The sequence below is a fragment of the Cupriavidus alkaliphilus genome, assembly GCF_900094595.1.
Classification (GTDB): Bacteria; Pseudomonadota; Gammaproteobacteria; order Burkholderiales; family Burkholderiaceae; genus Cupriavidus; species Cupriavidus alkaliphilus.
Window position 1 is genome coordinate 200,495 of sequence record NZ_FMAD01000011.1, and the last position, 15,005, is coordinate 215,499.

Annotated in this window: 17 protein-coding genes; 15 read left to right on the plus strand and 2 right to left on the minus strand. The window is 71.0% G+C overall.

Annotation, left to right across the window (positions count from 1 at the left end; all coding sequences use genetic code 11):
* Positions 1-11 precede the first annotated feature (11 nt).
* From bufA1 to GA0116996_RS22155, 4 genes are read left to right on the plus strand one after another with little or no spacing between them, the layout of a single operon-like run.
* A complete protein-coding gene (gene bufA1, locus GA0116996_RS22140; protein ID WP_092315883.1) occupies positions 12-332 on the plus strand; it encodes a BufA1 family periplasmic bufferin-type metallophore in 321 nt (106 codons plus the stop codon).
* 11 nt (positions 333-343) lie between these two features.
* Positions 344-1,234 carry an MNIO family bufferin maturase gene (bufB, locus tag GA0116996_RS22145; RefSeq protein WP_092315885.1) on the plus strand — a complete coding sequence of 297 codons (891 nt, stop codon included), beginning with the start codon at positions 344-346 and terminating at the stop codon, positions 1,232-1,234.
* Complete coding sequence (locus tag GA0116996_RS22150; protein ID WP_092315887.1) at positions 1,206-2,018, plus strand: HvfC/BufC N-terminal domain-containing protein; 813 nt, start codon at positions 1,206-1,208, stop codon at positions 2,016-2,018. Before bufB ends, GA0116996_RS22150 begins: the two co-directional genes overlap by 29 nt.
* On the plus strand, positions 2,015-2,488 hold the full coding sequence (locus tag GA0116996_RS22155; protein ID WP_092315889.1) for a DoxX family protein: 474 nt from the start codon (positions 2,015-2,017) through the stop codon (positions 2,486-2,488). Before GA0116996_RS22150 ends, GA0116996_RS22155 begins: the two co-directional genes overlap by 4 nt.
* Before the next feature lie 42 nt (positions 2,489-2,530).
* On the opposite strand, the gene sctR is transcribed toward GA0116996_RS22155, so the two are convergent.
* Positions 2,531-3,190, minus strand: a complete 660-nt coding sequence (gene sctR / locus GA0116996_RS22160; protein WP_012356083.1) for a type III secretion system export apparatus subunit SctR — start codon at positions 3,188-3,190, stop codon at positions 2,531-2,533.
* A gap of 43 nt (positions 3,191-3,233) precedes the next feature.
* Complete coding sequence (sctQ, locus tag GA0116996_RS22165; RefSeq protein WP_092315891.1) at positions 3,234-4,424, minus strand: type III secretion system cytoplasmic ring protein SctQ; 1,191 nt, start codon at positions 4,422-4,424, stop codon at positions 3,234-3,236.
* A 203-nt stretch (positions 4,425-4,627) separates the two neighbouring features.
* On the opposite strand from sctQ, the gene sctV reads away from it, so the two are divergent.
* From sctV to GA0116996_RS22220, 11 genes are all read left to right on the plus strand, one after another.
* Positions 4,628-6,787 carry a type III secretion system export apparatus subunit SctV gene (gene sctV, locus GA0116996_RS22170; RefSeq protein ID WP_092315893.1) on the plus strand — a complete coding sequence of 720 codons (2,160 nt, stop codon included), beginning with the start codon at positions 4,628-4,630 and terminating at the stop codon, positions 6,785-6,787.
* Between the two features lies 1 nt (position 6,788).
* A complete protein-coding gene (locus GA0116996_RS22175) occupies positions 6,789-7,055 on the plus strand; it encodes an EscS/YscS/HrcS family type III secretion system export apparatus protein (RefSeq protein ID WP_018007333.1) in 267 nt (88 codons plus the stop codon).
* A gap of 53 nt (positions 7,056-7,108) precedes the next feature.
* A complete protein-coding gene (gene sctC, locus GA0116996_RS22180; protein WP_092315895.1) occupies positions 7,109-8,884 on the plus strand; it encodes a type III secretion system outer membrane ring subunit SctC in 1,776 nt (591 codons plus the stop codon).
* The gene (locus GA0116996_RS22185; protein ID WP_092315897.1) at positions 8,884-10,020 is read left to right on the plus strand and encodes an FHA domain-containing protein; all 1,137 of its coding nucleotides are present in this window, start codon (positions 8,884-8,886) and stop codon (positions 10,018-10,020) included. The genes sctC and GA0116996_RS22185 overlap by 1 nt, the downstream gene beginning before the upstream one ends.
* Before the next feature lie 105 nt (positions 10,021-10,125).
* Positions 10,126-10,326: a hypothetical protein gene (locus GA0116996_RS22190; protein ID WP_018007336.1), complete on the plus strand. Its 201-nt coding sequence runs from the start codon at positions 10,126-10,128 to the stop codon at positions 10,324-10,326.
* Between the two features lie 63 nt (positions 10,327-10,389).
* Positions 10,390-10,854 (plus strand): hypothetical protein, encoded by a 465-nt coding sequence (locus GA0116996_RS22195; RefSeq protein WP_244159951.1) that lies wholly within the window; start codon positions 10,390-10,392, stop codon positions 10,852-10,854.
* Positions 10,851-11,648, plus strand: coding sequence for a type III secretion system inner membrane ring lipoprotein SctJ (gene sctJ, locus GA0116996_RS22200; RefSeq protein ID WP_092315901.1), 798 nt, complete (start codon positions 10,851-10,853; stop codon positions 11,646-11,648). Before GA0116996_RS22195 ends, sctJ begins: the two co-directional genes overlap by 4 nt.
* A complete protein-coding gene (locus GA0116996_RS22205) occupies positions 11,645-12,505 on the plus strand; it encodes a type III secretion system protein SctK (RefSeq protein WP_244159953.1) in 861 nt (286 codons plus the stop codon). Before sctJ ends, GA0116996_RS22205 begins: the two co-directional genes overlap by 4 nt.
* Positions 12,487-13,095, plus strand: a complete 609-nt coding sequence (locus tag GA0116996_RS22210; RefSeq protein WP_092315905.1) for a FliH/SctL family protein — start codon at positions 12,487-12,489, stop codon at positions 13,093-13,095. The genes GA0116996_RS22205 and GA0116996_RS22210 overlap by 19 nt, the downstream gene beginning before the upstream one ends.
* 17 nt (positions 13,096-13,112) lie before the next feature.
* Positions 13,113-14,495 carry a FliI/YscN family ATPase gene (locus tag GA0116996_RS22215; protein WP_092315907.1) on the plus strand — a complete coding sequence of 461 codons (1,383 nt, stop codon included), beginning with the start codon at positions 13,113-13,115 and terminating at the stop codon, positions 14,493-14,495.
* The gene (locus GA0116996_RS22220; protein ID WP_092315909.1) at positions 14,492-15,004 is read left to right on the plus strand and encodes a type III secretion protein HrpD; all 513 of its coding nucleotides are present in this window, start codon (positions 14,492-14,494) and stop codon (positions 15,002-15,004) included. Before GA0116996_RS22215 ends, GA0116996_RS22220 begins: the two co-directional genes overlap by 4 nt.
* Position 15,005 lies beyond the last annotated feature (1 nt).

The following is a 15,005-nucleotide window of genomic DNA, read 5'->3' on the forward strand; positions in this document are numbered from 1 at the left end:
GAGAATGCGAGATGAACAAGCATGCATTGGCCGCATCCACCTTGTCGTCTGCCCTCGGGCTGGCGCTTGCCATGGTCACCGCGCCCGCGCAAGCGCAAGCCACGAAGGACGCGGGCGCGACGCCCCAGGTCGTGAAGGACAACATGGCGAGGATGGAAAAGGGCAAGCTGGAGAAGTGCTATGGCATCAATGCCGTGGCCAAGAACGACTGCGCGGAAGGTGCGCATTCCTGCGCGGGGCAAGCCACGCAGGCACGCGATGCCAAATCCTTCGTGTTGCTGCCCGCCGGCGATTGCAGCAAGATCCAGGGCGGCAAGCTGAAGGCCTCCTGAGGCCGGGCGCCATGGCTGCTGCGGCCACCGCCCAGCCACGCGGGCTGGGCCCGATCCCGCCGCGCGTCGGGATCGGACTGCGCTTCCGGCACCATCAGGCGGTGGTGGAGGAACGCCCGGCGGTGGCCTGGTTCGAGGTGCATACGGAGAACTACATGGGCGGTGGCCGCATGCCGGCCTGCCTCGACGCCATTCGCCGGGACTACGCGCTGTCGCTGCACGGCGTTGGCCTGTCGCTGGGCAGTGCAGACGGGCTGGACCCGGTGCATCTGGCGCGGGTGCGCAAGGTGGTTGAACGCTTCGAGCCCGGGCTGGTGTCGGAGCATCTGTCCTGGAGCATCACCCGCGGCACGTATCTGGCCGACCTGCTGCCCTTGCCGATGACCGACGAGGCGCTGGCCGTGGTTTGCGCGCATGTCGACCAGGTCCAGGGCGCGCTGCGGCGCCGCATCCTGGTCGAGAACCCGTCTACCTGCCTCCGGTATCGCCACTCGACCATTCCCGAGTGGGAATTCATCGCCGAAGTGGCGCGGCGCACCGGGTGCGGCATCCTGTGTGACGTCAACAATATCTATGTCAGCGCCAGCAACCACGGATGGGACGCCATGACATACCTGCACGCGCTTGCACCGGCTGCCATCGGCGAGATCCATCTGGCAGGCCACAGCGTGCGTGAACTCGGCAACGGGCAGGTCCTGCGCATCGACGATCACGGCTCGCGCGTGGCACCGGCGGTATGGGCGCTCTACGCGGCGGCGCTCGGGCAGTTCGGGCCGGTGCCGACGCTGATCGAATGGGATACGAACGTGCCGCCTCTCGATGTACTGATGGGCGAAGCGCGTATCGCCCAGGCGGTACTGGAACAACAGCCAGATGCCATCCGGCCAGCCCTCACTGCTTGAGCTGCAGCGCGCGTTCGCCCGGGAGCTGGAGGATGCTGCCACCGGCGGGGCCTCGGCGCACGTGGTCGCTGACGGGCTGGCGCCGCAGGCGCGGCTGGACCTCTACCGCAACACCGCCACCGCGACGCTGGTAGCCGCGCTGCGCCTGTCCTATCCGGCCGTCCATGCCCTGACAGGCCCCGGGTTCTTCGAAGGTGCGTGCCGGCGGTTTATCGTGCAGTCAGCCCCGCAGAGCGCGTGGCTGGATGTGTACGGCGACGGGTTCGCGGATTTCCTGGCGCGCCTGCCTGAGGCGGGCGCGATCGACTACCTGCCTGACGTCGCCCGGCTGGAATGGGCCGTGAGTACGGTCTTGCACGCGCCGGACGCCATGCCGCTCGATCTGCGCCGCCTGGCTGAATCCGACCTTTCCGCAGCCGGCGCCATGCACTTCCTGCCGCATCCCGCGGTGCGGCTGGTACATGCCGCGTTTCCCGTCGATGCCATCTGGCGCGCGGTGCTGAACCGCGACGACCACGCGCTGGCGCGCATCGACCCGGCTGCGGGCGCGGTCCGGCTGCTGGTGCGCCGCACGCCGGACGGCATCGACGTCGCCCGGCTGGGCGCGTGGCAATGGCAATTCACGGCGGCCTTGCTGGCCGGGCAGCCACTGCACGCCGCGCTCGACCCCGTGCCTGCGGCGGACGCTCAAGCGTGGCTGGCGTGGCTGTTGTCGGCCGGCTGCTTTATCGGCTTCGGCCCGGCCCGGGCCGCTGATTTGCCCATCCCGGAGCATTCGCCATGACACACGCCGCGTCCTCCCCCCGCGCCTCCGCCACCCTTGCCGCGCGCGTGCAGCGCGTGGTGGATCGGCTCGATCGCATACCGTACACAGTCCTGGCGATTCCATTGCGGCTAGCGGTTGCCACCGTGTTCTGGAATTCGGCCATGGCCAAGCTGGCCAACTGGGCAACGGCGGTGGAGCTGTTCCGGGAGGAATACCGGCTGCCGCTGCTGTCGCCGGAGCTGGGCGCCTCCCTGGCGGTATCCGTTGAACTGACCGCACCAGTGCTGCTGATACTCGGCCTGGCAACCCGCCCGGTGGCGCTGATACTGCTTGGCATGATCGCGTCGATCCAGTTGCTGGTCTATCCGCAGGCATGGCCCACGCATATCCAGTGGGCGGCGATGCTGCTGGTGCTGCTGGCCCGGGGCGCCGGGGCGCTGTCGCTCGACTGGCTGATCCGCCGGCATTTCAACGCAGCGGCGCGCTGACGCGGTGGACGGCGCGGCGGGCATGCCGTCATCGAACCACCCTCAGCGGTACGACAGCACCAGCCCCTGGATCAGCTGCGTCCACCCCTCCAGCATCACGAACAGCAGCAGCTTGAACGGCACCGAGATCGTGGTCGGCGCCACCATCGACATGCCCAGCGCCAGCAGGATGGCGGCGACGATCAGGTCCACCACCACGAATACCAGGTAGACCACGAAGCCGATCTGGAACGCCCGCGTCAGCTCCGACAGCGTGAAGCTGGGGATCAGCACCATCATGTCGTCGGACTTGAGGTCGTCGGCGCGGCCCTCGGGCCAGATGCGCTTGGCGGACTGGACGAAGAAGGTGCGGTTGCGCTCCTCGGTGTGCTTGACCAGGAATTCCTTGAGCGGGCCGCTGACGGCGTCGTAGACGGTGACCACGTCGTTGACGTTGAAGGCGGCGTTGGCGTCGGCGCGACGCTTGATGGCGTCGAAGGCGTCGGAGCCGATCGGCGCCATGATGTAGGCGGTCAGGATGATGGCAATCCCGTTCAGGACCATGTTCGGCGGCACCTGCTGCAGCCCCAGCGCGGCGCGCAGCAGGCCGAACACGATCACCAGCTTGGTATAGCTGGTCACCATCAGCGCGACGAAGGGCGCAATGCCGAACGTCAGGATGATGGTCAGGATCAGGACCGGATTGTAGAGTCCGCTGTTCATCGCATGCACCGGGGCGGAACGGGAGATGGCGGCCTGCCGCGATTCATGCGTCGCCGCCGGCGAAGGTGGTGATGCGCACGCCCAGCCGGTTGCCGACCGCGATCAGGGTGCCGGTGCCGATGCGGTTGCCGTTGGCGACGATGCGCACCTCGCTCTGCTTGAGCGGCTGCGGCAGCTCGAACACATAGCCCGGGGCCACCGCGCGCAGCTCGGCCAGCGGCACCGCGACGTCGCCGACTTCAAAGCGCAGCGTCACCTCCAGCTGGTCCAGCCGCGACAGCGGCGGCTGCGCCGCGTCCGGATGGGGAATGGGCTGGGCCTGCCGTGCGGGGTCTTGCTCTTCCATATGCGCTCCGTTTGAAACATCCGTACTGCTGGCGCCGGCCTGCACCACCAGGCGCCGGCCCTCGGCCAGCGCGGTCCAGTCCGGGCCGTGGCGCCCGGTGGTACAGCGCACCACCAGCGCGCTGCCCTGCGAATGCCAGTCGTCGATGCCGACGATGTCGCCGGGCTCGATGCCGTGCATCTCGCCCAGCGCCAGCCGCGTGGTGCCGATACGCACCGCGACCGGCACCGGCAGACGCTCCATCCACGCCGGCGCCTGCGCGGGCACGCCCGCGGGCAACGCCGCGAGCCGTTCGGGCTGGTCCAGCTGCAGCGTGCCGCGCAGCCGCGCCGGCGGTGCGTCGCGCCGCAGCTCGAAGCCAAAGGCATGGGCCGCGGCCAATGGCTGCGCACGGGCGCCATCGGGCTGCCAGCTGAAGGCGTCGGGCACGGCATGGCCCAGTGCCGCCACCGCTTCGGCCAGCGCGTCCGCCATCAGCGCGTGGCGCAGCAATGCCGGCAGCGCTTCCGCCGCGCCAGGGACCCCCAGCAGCAGGCGTTCGCTGGCCACATCCCAGCGCAGCACGCCGTGGCCGCTGCCGAAGGTGAAGGCATAGCCGGCTCCGGGCCGCGCCGCGATCTCAGGGTCGGCGGGGACAAAACGCAGTTGCCAGTCGTGGCCGCCGGCCCGCACCGGCACGGCGGCCGCGCGGCAGGCCAGCCAGCCGGACAGCCGCGCGGTATCGGGCTCCATATGCGGCAGCGCCGGCGTGGCATCGAGGCCCGCCGTGGCCAGCCGTGCCGCCGCGGCGGCGCCGTGCACCAGCACGCGCATGGCGCTGCCGCGCGGCGCCGCGGCGGGCGCCTGCGCGGACGGGTCGCGGCCAGGACGAGGCAGGACGGAAGACATATTGGGCGGCTCGGTTGCTCGAGACGCAACGATAAGCAGCGGGGTGCAGCCACGTCCACTACGAGGCCTTGTAGGCCGGCGCCCAGAACCGCCGGGCGCCGGCCGCGCGGGCCGGATGTGCGGCGCGCGCTACGAATCCTCGGTACTGGTGGCTGTGCGGAGGCGGCCATACACTGCGCCCACTGATCCCACCGGCAAGGACGATGGCGAAACTCCCGGCAAACCTCCCAGCGTTCCCGCGCGGCCTCGGCCCGGGCGCGCCGGGGCTGCAGCAGATGGCGGCGGCGGCGGCGCGCCAGTCAGACCTGGCGCTGACGCTGCTGCTGTTCGCCGTGATCGCGCTGTTCGTGCTGCCGCTGCCGACCTTCCTGCTGGACCTGCTGCTGACGATCAACCTTGGCATGAGCCTGACCCTGCTGATCGTCGCTACCTATATCCCGTCGGCGCTGTCGCTGTCGACGTTTCCGTCGCTGCTGCTGTTCACCACGCTGTTCCGGCTGTCGCTGAACATCGCCTCGACCAAGCTGATCCTGCTGCATGCCGACGCGGGCCACATCATCGATACCTTCGGCAAGCTGATCGTCGGCAACAACGTGGTGGTGGGCGGGGTGGTGTTCCTGATCATCGCCATCGTGCAGTTCATCGTCATCGCCAAGGGCTCCGAGCGCGTCGCCGAGGTGGGCGCGCGCTTTGCGCTGGATGCGATGCCGGGCAAGCAGATGAGCATCGACGCCGACGTGCGCGCCGGCACCATCACCGCCGGCCAGGCGCAGGAGCGCCGCCGCGCGCTGGAGCAGGAATGCCAGTTGCACGGCGCCATGGACGGCGCGATGAAGTTCGTCAAGGGCGACGCCATCGCCGGCGTGGTGATCGCGCTGGTCAATATCCTGGCGGGCATCACCATCGGCACGCTGATGAAGGACATGAGCATCGGCGAGGCGCTGCAGCGCTATGCCATCCTGACCATCGGCGACGGCATGGTGTCGCAGATCCCGTCGCTGCTGGTCTCGATCGCGGCCGGGGTGGTGATCACCCGGGTCTCGTCCGATGAAGAGCGCAGCCGCTCGCCCAACCTGGGTGAGGTCATCGGCAAGCAGATCCTGGCCCAGCCCAAGGCGCTGGTGGTATCGGGGCTAGCCATCGCGGTGTTCGCGGTGGTGCCGGGCTTTCCCAAGTGGACCTTCGGGCTGATGGCGCTGGTGGTGGCCGGCGGCGGCTACCTGCTGCTGCGCCGCGCGCAGCGCAGCACCGGCACCGTCACCTGGATCGAGATGGCCGATGCGGACGAAGGCGCGGCGGCGGCCGGGACCCAGGCCGCGGTGGCGCCGGCGCTGGCGCTGGAGCTGGACGAAGCGCTGCGCGGGCGCATCGACCTGCGGCTGTTCGAGCAACGCATGACCACCGCCAAGGGAGAGGTCGAGGCCGAGCTGGGCATGGTGTTCCCGCGCCTGCGCATCCAGCACCGCGCGCTGGCCGAGCGCGATGCGTATGCCATCCGCGTGCAGGACGTGGTGGCTTCCGGCGGCGTGCTGCGCCCCGGCAAGCGGCTGCTGGAGCCTGGTGCCCGGGCGCGCGTGGACCAGGGCGTGGCCGAGACCGGCGCGCCGTTCGGCCCGTTCCAGGAAGTAGTGTGGGTGCCGGCCGAGCCTGGCGCCGCCGACGGCGTGCGCACGCTGTCGTGCGAGGAGGTGCTGGCGGTGCACGTGGGCGCGGTGATCAAGCAGCATGCGGCGCCGCTGCTGGGCATCCAGGACGTGCAGTCGATGATCCATGTGATCCAGGCCGAGGCGCCGGACCTGGTGATGGAGCTGGCGCGCGTGGTGCCGCTGCAGCGCATCACCGACGTGCTGCGACGGCTGCTGCAGGAGGGCGTGCCGATCCGCAACCTGCGCACCATCTTCGAAAGCCTGGTGACCTGGGCACCCAAGGAAACCGATGCGATCGCGCTGACCGAGCTGGTGCGCGTGGACCTGGGCCGCCTGATCACCAGCCGCCATGTCGGCGCCAACCGCTCGCTGGACGCGGTGCTGTTCGAGCCCGCGCTGGAAGCCCGCGTGCAGGGCGCGATCGAGAAGGCAGCGCGCGGCAACCTGCTGCTGCTCAGCCATGACGTCACGCGCGATATCCGCGAGCAGCTGCGCGTGCTGCTGGAGAAGGCCGCGGAGAAGGCAGGCGCGGCGGGCGCGGTTGGTGGATCGGGCGCCGCCCGCGTGGTGGTGGTGGTCAGCGTCGATGTGCGCCGCTATATCAAGCGCTTGATCGAGCCGGTCGCGCCGCGCATCCCGGTGCTGTCGTACCAGGAAGTCGATGAAGACGTGACGCTGGTGCCGGTGGGCTGGATCCAGAACCCGGCCGGAGAGTGAGATGGGCGCCGACACCATCCTCGACATCACGCGCCAGGCGCTGCTGGTGGTGCTGTGGGTCACGCTGCCGGTGGTGCTGATCGGCACGCTGGTGGCGCTGGTGGTGGCGGTGCTGCAGGCAGTGACGCAGATCCAGGACCAGAGCATCGGCACCTCGGCGCGGCTGATCGCGGTGCTGGTGTCGCTGGTACTGCTGGGCGGCTGGCTGGGCGGCGAGGTGATGCGCTTCGCGCAACGCGCGCTGCAGACCATGCTGACCTTCCTGTAAGGAGAAATCGATGCGCAGGCAATCACGCAGGACCAACGGACAAGCAAACTGACATGATGCTGGGGCACCACGGGGAACACGGATCGACTGGCCGCGCCACGCGCCCGCCGGCATGGCGCCCATGCCCGCCACGGCGGCCATGGCGCACCGCGGCGGCGCTGCTGTGCCTGGCGGGCGCGCTGCTGTGCGCCACCCAGGCTGCGCGTGCGGCGGACCTGCGCTGGCCCAACAAGCCGTTCCAGGCCTCGGCCAGCGACAAGCGGCTGGCCGACTTCCTGCGCGAGCTGACCGCCTCGCAGGGCACCACCGCGGTGATCGATCCCAAGGTGGAAGGGACCATCAGCGGCAAGTTCAATGAATCCGCGCAGCACGTGCTCAAGAGCGTGTGCTCGATGTTCGGCCTGACCTACTACTACGACGGTTCGCTGCTGTATATCGACGTCGCCAGCGAGGCGCGCAGCGAGGTGCTGCCGATCGCGCGCGGTTCGGGCGCGCGCCTGCGCGATTCGCTCGAGCGCATGCAGGTGCCCGATTCGCGCTATCCCATCACCATCAACGACGCGGAAGGCACCCTGATGGTGTCGGGGCCCAAGCGCTATGTCGAGACCGTGCGCGCCGCGGTGCGCGCGGTGGACGACCGCTCCATCGCCGACGAGCGCGCCGAGATCCAGCTGTTCCCGCTCAAGTACTCGTGGGCCTCGGATTTCCGCATCAACCGCGCCGGCAAGGAGATGACCGTCCCCGGCGTGGTCACGGTGCTGCGCAACCTGTACGGCCGCAACCGCACCCTGGCCACCGGCACCGGCCCCAGCCTGGGCACCAGCCGCGGCGCCACGCGCCAGGCCCAGCTGCGCATGGGCGAGGGCGGCGGGGGCGGCATGGGCATCCCCAGCGCCGACCCGTCGCAGATGCTCGATGCCATGGGCGGCGGTGGCGTCGGCCTGGGTCTGGGCATGCAGAACAACTGGGGCAGCGGCCAGTTGCCGCAGTTCCAGGCCGATACCCGCCTCAACGCGGTGATCGTGCGCGACACCCCGGACAAGATGGCGCAGTACCGGCGCCTGATCGAATCGCTCGACGTCAAGCCGCGGCTGGTGGAGATCGAGGTCACCATCATGGACATCAGCCAGGCCGACCTGGACAGCCTGGGCGTCGACTGGCGCCTGCATACGCGCCATATCGACCTGCAGCTCGGCGGCGGCAACGGCAACGCCGGCCTGAGCTTCGGCAATCTCGCCAACGAGGCCGGCACCACCGCCGCGACCATCGGCAGCGGCCTGCAGTTCACCGGCGCCATCGGCAGCGACGTGACCCGCTACCTGCTCACGCGCGTCAAGGCGCTGGCCGAGCGCGGGCAGGCCAACTTCGTCGCGCGGCCCAAGGTGCTGACGCTCGACAACACCGAGGCCGCGCTGGAGAACCTGCAGGAATTCTATGTGCGCGTCGACGGTTTCCAGGATGCGGGCCTGTTCAACGTCACCGCCGGCACAGCGGTGCGCGTGACTCCGCTGGTGGTCGACGAGCAGCAGAGCCGCGCGGTGATGCTGACCATCGACATCGCCGACGGCAACCTCTCGGGCGAGACCGTCGACCGCATTCCGGTGGTGCGGCGCCGCTCCATCACCACGCAGGCGATGGTGGAAGAGGGCAAGAGCCTGCTGATCGCCGGCTACACCACCGAAGAAAAGGTAAACGCCTCGTCCGGCGTGCCGCTGCTGCAGGACGTGCCGATCATCGGCAACCTGTTCAAGTACCAGGAGAAGCGCCAGAACAACATGGAGCGCTTCTACCTGCTGACGCCGCGCCTGGTGATCCCGGGGATGAGCTGATGGCCGACCTGCGCGATTCTCAAGCTTCGGGCTGGACGCTGCGCTTTCTCGGCGGCGATGTCTACGGCCGCCAGGTCACGCTGCGGCGCGGCGCCAATGTACTCGGCACCGCGGCGGACGTGGACATCAGCGTGCCCGGCGCCGAGGTGCAGCCGCGCCACCTGGTGCTGAACGTGGGCGAGCTGGCGGTGTCGGCCGAGCGCGTCGGCGAGGCCGCGGTCACCGTCAACGGTCGCGCCACCACGCAGCGCGCGTTCGCGCTGGCGGGCGGCGACATCCTCACCATCGGCGCGCTCGACGTGGAACTGCTGCGCGCGCAGCCGGGCATGTCGGAGGCCACCGACACGCTCTTTGCCTGGGCCGAATCCGGGCGGCGCGCCGCGCGCGATGCCGACGCGCAGCAGCAAGGCGGGCGCCGGCCCGGGCGCGCGCTGCTGGCGACACTGGGCGTGGCCGGCGTGGTGGGGCTGGTCGGCGCCGGCTGGCTCGCCGCCACCTATGCCAACGGCGGGCTGGCGCCGCGCACGCAGCAGGCGGACCCCGCGGCGGTGCGCAAGACCGTGGCCGCTTATCCGGAGCTGGAGGTGGTGTCGCTGCCCAACGGCACGGTCACGGTCAAGGGCTTCGTCAATTCGCGCGTGGACCGGCAGCGGATCGTGCAGGCGCTGGCGCCGTTCGGCCGCGGCGTGCAGCAGCAGGTGCGCTCGGCCGACGACCTGATCGAGCATATCCAGCGCTATCTCGACGAGCCCGGCGTGGGCATCGCCTACCAGGGCCAGGGCCGGGTGCTGCTGAGCGGCACCGCCGACCCGGTGCACGGGCGCGACAAGGTGCGGCGCGTGATCGAGGACCTGCACCCGGGCGTGCTGGTGTCCGACAAGATCGATTACCGCGAAACCGCCGAGAGCCGGCGCAGGCAGGTGCGCGACGGCCACATGGAGAACTGGCAGGGCGTGTTTCCCGCGCGCGTGGTCAGCATTACCGAGGACGGCAACGGCACGCGCTCGGTGCAGCTGGCCAACGGCGCGCGCTATTTCGAAGGGGCGGTGCTGAAGAACGGCGCCGAGATCGAACGGATCGACGCGGACGGCGTGGTGCTGAAGGACAGCCCGGTGCCGCCGCAGGCACGGCGATGACGGCACAACCGCGCGCCGTGCCACAGGATTTGCGCCCGCGGGCGCAGATGCCGCTTGCCCCCGGAGGGCAGGTGTATGACGCCAACCTACCTGAAGGAGATTGTCATGGCTGAAGTCGACCTCAATGCCAAGATGCAGGAAATCCAGCAGAAAGCGCAGGAGTTCTCGGTGAACATCCTGGGCCTGCAGGACACGCTGACGCGCCAGAACGCGGTGGTCAGCAGCGAGATGGCCCACAACACGCAGAAGGCCAACCTGGTCCAGGGCGCGATGCAGGACGTCAAGCAGACCTCGCGCACCAACTGACGGCAGGCCTGCCGTGCGCCCCGGCATGCCGGGGCGCCCCAACGCTTTGCAAGGAGAGCCATGATGGACCCTACCGCAGCCATTGCCGCCGCCCCCGCCGCCGGCGCCGCGCCCGACAGCGCCACCGTCGCCGCGCACCAGTCGCCGGCCGCGGCCCCCGCCGCGCAGCCCGACCCGGCCGATGCCCGGCAATTCGCGCAGATGGTCCAGCAGGGCCGCGCCGCCGACGGCTCGCGCACCGCGCACGTGACCCAGGCGGCAGACCCGACTTCGACCACGCTCGGCAACGCCATCCGCGCCAGCTATGTCTCGGCCGGCGAGGAATCGGCGCGCCAGGCCGCACGCCTGCAGGAACTGCGCGACGGCATGTTTGCGTCGATCTACGAGGGCAGCACCAGCGAGGTGGTGTACCAGGCCATGCTGCTGCAGACGCAGTCGCTGGAACTGTTCTCGTCGATCCACGTGACCTCCAGCATCGGCAGCGCCGGCACCAACCTGTTCAACAGCCTGCTGAAGAACCAGCAATGATGTCCACGCCACCGCTGTGCCGGCGCCTTGCGCGCGCGGCCCGCCTGGCGCCGGCGCTGATGGCGTTGGCGCTGGCCGCATGCAAGGTCGACCTGTACGCGTCGCTGAACGAACCCGAGGCCAACCAGGTGCTGGCCGCGCTGACCGCCGAGGGCATCGACGCGGAAAAGGCGCGCGCCGACACCAGCGGCGGCACGGGCGAGGGCCAGTGGCGCGTGCGCGTCGAGGAATCGCAACTGCCTGCCGCGCTGGAGATCCTGCGCAGCGAAGGCCTGCCGGGCGAACGCTTTGCCTCGCTGGGGCAGGTGTTCCAGAAGCAGGGGCTGGTGGCGACCCCCACCGAAGAGCGCATGCGCTACATCTTCGCGCTGTCGCAGGAGCTGTCGGAGACGCTGCGCAATATCGACGGCGTGGTCACCGCGCGCGTGCATGTGGTGATCCCCGCCACCGATCCGCTCTCGGACAAGATCCGGCCGTCGTCGGCGGCGGTGTTTATCAAGCACCGCGCCGATACCGACCTGCGCCTGCTGGTGCCGACCGTCAAGGACATGGTGGCGCACAGCATCGAAGGCGTGACCCACGACAACGTGTCGCTGTCGCTGGTCGAGGCGCGCCCGTTCGCGCCGCAGGCAGGCGCACCCGGGCCGGCGGCAGGCTTTGCCGTCGGACGCTTCGCCGTGCTCGCGGTCGGCGCGGCGGTGGCGATTGCACTGGCGGTGGCGGCCGTGGTGGCATGGCAGCGCGGCGTGCTGCGCTGGCCGCAGCGGCGCGGCGCGCCGCAGAGCGCGAATTGACGCCAGCCACCGTTGCCGCCCCCGGGGCCGTGCCTGGCGCCTACCTGCCCGGCGCGCTGGCCGCCGCACTCGCGCCGGCGCCGCCGGCATTGCCGGACCCGGCGCTGGCGCGCGCGGTGGCGGACCTGGCGCAGCGGCCGCTGGCGCATCTGCATCCCAGCTGGCTGCCGGCCGACTGGCCGCTGGCGTGGCGCCGCGCGGACCGCTTCGGGCCCGCCGCCGCCGACGTGCTGGCGCAGCCGCTGGGCCTGGCCGGCGCGGACGCCGCCCGTGACGCCGTGATCCACCGCCTGCTCGAGGCGCCGCCCTCGCTGGCGCGGCTGGTGCTGATGCCGCGCAGCGACCTGCGCCTGCTGGCCTGGTGGCTCGGCCTGGCGGTGCACCAGGCGGGCTTTGCCAGCGAGCGCCGCATGCTGCCGGCGCAACTGGCCGACAGCATCGCGCCGCTGCCCGGTGCCTTGTCGGCGCCGCTGCTCGGCAGCGCGCCGCGCGCGATGCGCCGTGCCGCGCGCCGGCTCGACCGCCACGCGGTGGCCTTTATCCTGAAGCGCGTGCCGGCGCTGCCGGCGCTGCCGATGAACCTGGCGCCGCTGCGCGCGCATCCTGCCGGCGCCGGCCGGCTGATGGCCGAGCGCGGCTATCGGCTGCTGTGCGGGCTCCTGGCCGCCGAGGCGCCACACGAGGCGCACGCGGCGCACGAGGGGCCGCTGCTGCAGGCGCTGCGGCGCAAGTTTCCGCGGCGGCTGGCGGCGTTGTCGCCGGCACCGCTGACCCCGGCGCAGTCCGCGCAGCTGCGCGAACTGTTGCGGCTCAACCTGATCCCTGAACGGTTCCCGGCATGGCACTGGCTTTTCTGATCACCAGCGAAAACCTTCAGCTGCTGTCCGAGCGCAAGGTGCTCAAGGAGGCCGAGTATGCCGCCTTGCTCGACGCCGCCGCGGTGATCGAGTCGGCGCGCAGCGAGGCCATGCACATCCGCAGCGAAGCGCAGCGCGAGGCCGAGGAGCGCCGCCAGCACGGCTACCGCGAAGGCTGGGCGCGCGCGCACGCCGACCACGCCGCGGCGCAGGTCAGCACCGCCGCCGAGGCCGAGCGCCAGCTGGGCGCAATGCGCCGCACCATGGCCGAGATCGTGATGAAGGCGGTGCAGCAGATTGCCGGCGAGCTCGACCCCGACATCATCCTGGAGGTGGCGCTGCAGCGCGTCGAGGCGCTGGTGCGGGCCGAGCCCTTCATCACCATCCAGATCCCGCTGGGCCGCGAGCAGGCGGTGCGCAGCCTGCTCGACCGTCTGGCCGAGACCCAGGAGTGGCCGCGCCGCGCCAACGTGGTGGTCGAACCGGGGCTGGAACCCGATGCATGCCGCATCCAGACCCCCTCGGGCACCATGGAAGTGGGCCTGCAGGCCCAGCTCGAAGCCTTTGCGCGCCGGCTGCGGGCGGGCTGATCCCTACCTCGATACCCATGTCCACCGAACTCCCCGCCACCGATATCGAAGCCGCGCTGCAGCATGCCGCCGCTGACCTGGAACGCGCGTTCGAGCATTTCACGCCGGTGGCGATGCGCGGGCGCGTCAGCAAGGCGGTGGGAATGCTGATCAACGCCACCGGCATCCAGGCCCATGTGGGCGAGCTGTGCCAGCTGGTCACGCCCGGCGAGCCGCCGCTGCTGGCCGAGGTGGTCGGCTTCGTGCAGCAGACTGCGCTGCTCACGCCGCTGGGGCGCACCACCGGCGTGTCGGCGCTGACCGAGGTAATCCCCTCAGCCCATGGCCACCAGTGCCCGGCCGGCGCCGCGTTGCTGGGGCGCGTGCTCGACGCGCTGGGCGAGCCCATCGACGGCAAGGGCGCGCTCGATGGCGTGGCGCGCGTGCCGGTGGACAACGAGCCACCCGACCCGCTCACGCGCCGGCTGATCCGCGAGCCGCTGGCCACCGGTGTGCGTGCCATCGATGGCCTGCTGACGCTGGGCGAGGGCCAGCGCGTAGGCATCTTCGCGCCGCCCGGCGTGGGCAAGAGCACCTTGCTCGGGATGCTGGCGCGAGGCGCGTCCAGCGATGTCAATGTGGTCGCGCTGGTGGGCGAGCGCGGCCGCGAGGTGCGCGAGTTTATCGAGTACAACCTGGGACCCGAAGGCATGGCGCGCACGGTGCTGGTGGTGTCGACCTCGGACCGCTCGCCGATGGAGCGCGTGCGCTGCGCCTATACCGCCACCGCGATTGCCGAGCATTTCCGCGACCAGGGCAAGCGCGTGCTGCTGCTGGTCGATTCGCTGACGCGGCTGGCGCGCGCGCAGCGCGAGATCGGCCTGGCCAGCGGCGAGCCGCCGACCCGGCGCAGCTATCCGCCGTCGGTGTTCTCGATGCTGCCGCAGCTGCTGGAGCGAGCCGGCACCGGCGTGCAGGGCTCGATCACCGCGGCGTATACGGTGCTGACCGAAGGCGAGGACGACAGCGACCCCATCGCCGAAGAGGTGCGCTCCATCCTCGATGGCCATATCGTGCTGTCGCGCAAGCTGGCCAGCGCCGGCCAGTATCCGCCGGTGGACGTGCTGCAGTCGGTCAGCCGGGTGATGCCGCAGGTGGTGGCCGGCGCGCACGCGCGCGACGCGGCGCGGCTGCGCCAGCTGCTGGCCCGGTACCAGGAGCTGGAGCTGCTGCTGCAGATCGGCGAATACCGGCCCGGCGCCGATCCCGTCGCCGACGCCGCCGTGGCGGCGATGCCGGATATCCGCGCCTACCTGGCGCAGCCGGCGGCGCGGCTCGATACCTTTGCGGGCGCCGTCGACAAGCTGGCGCAGGCGCTGCGCGTGCGCGAGCCCGCGCCGCTTGCCGGAGCCGCGCGATGACGGGCGGCGGCGCCGACCCGCGCCTGGGCCAGCTCGAGGCGGTGCGCCAGCGCCGCCAGGAAGACGCGCTGCGCGCGCTGCAGCAGCACCGCGCGCAGGTGCTGGCAGGGCTGCAGCAGGCCGAGGCCGCGCAGCAGGCGGTGCAGGCCGCGCTGGCCGAGCGCGCGGCGTTCATCGAACGCCTGCGGCAGGGCGCGTCGCAGGGTGGGGTGTCGGTGTCGGGGCTGCTCGATGCGCAGGGCTGGCAAAGCGCCTTCGATGCCCGCATCGCCCGGGCCAATGCCAACCTGGCCGCGGTGCTAGACGACGTGGCGCAGCGGCGTGCCGCCTTCGACGCGGCCCGCCACGCGCTGCTGCGCGCGCAGGCGCGGCTGGACGGCGCGCGCGAACTGGCGCTGCGCGAGCGCCGCGCGCTGCGCGCCGGCGCCGGGCGGCGCGAGGACGAGGCCATCGACGAAGCCGCGGCGCGCAGCTGGCACGCTGGCCGGCACGACGCGCGGCAGGCCTGAG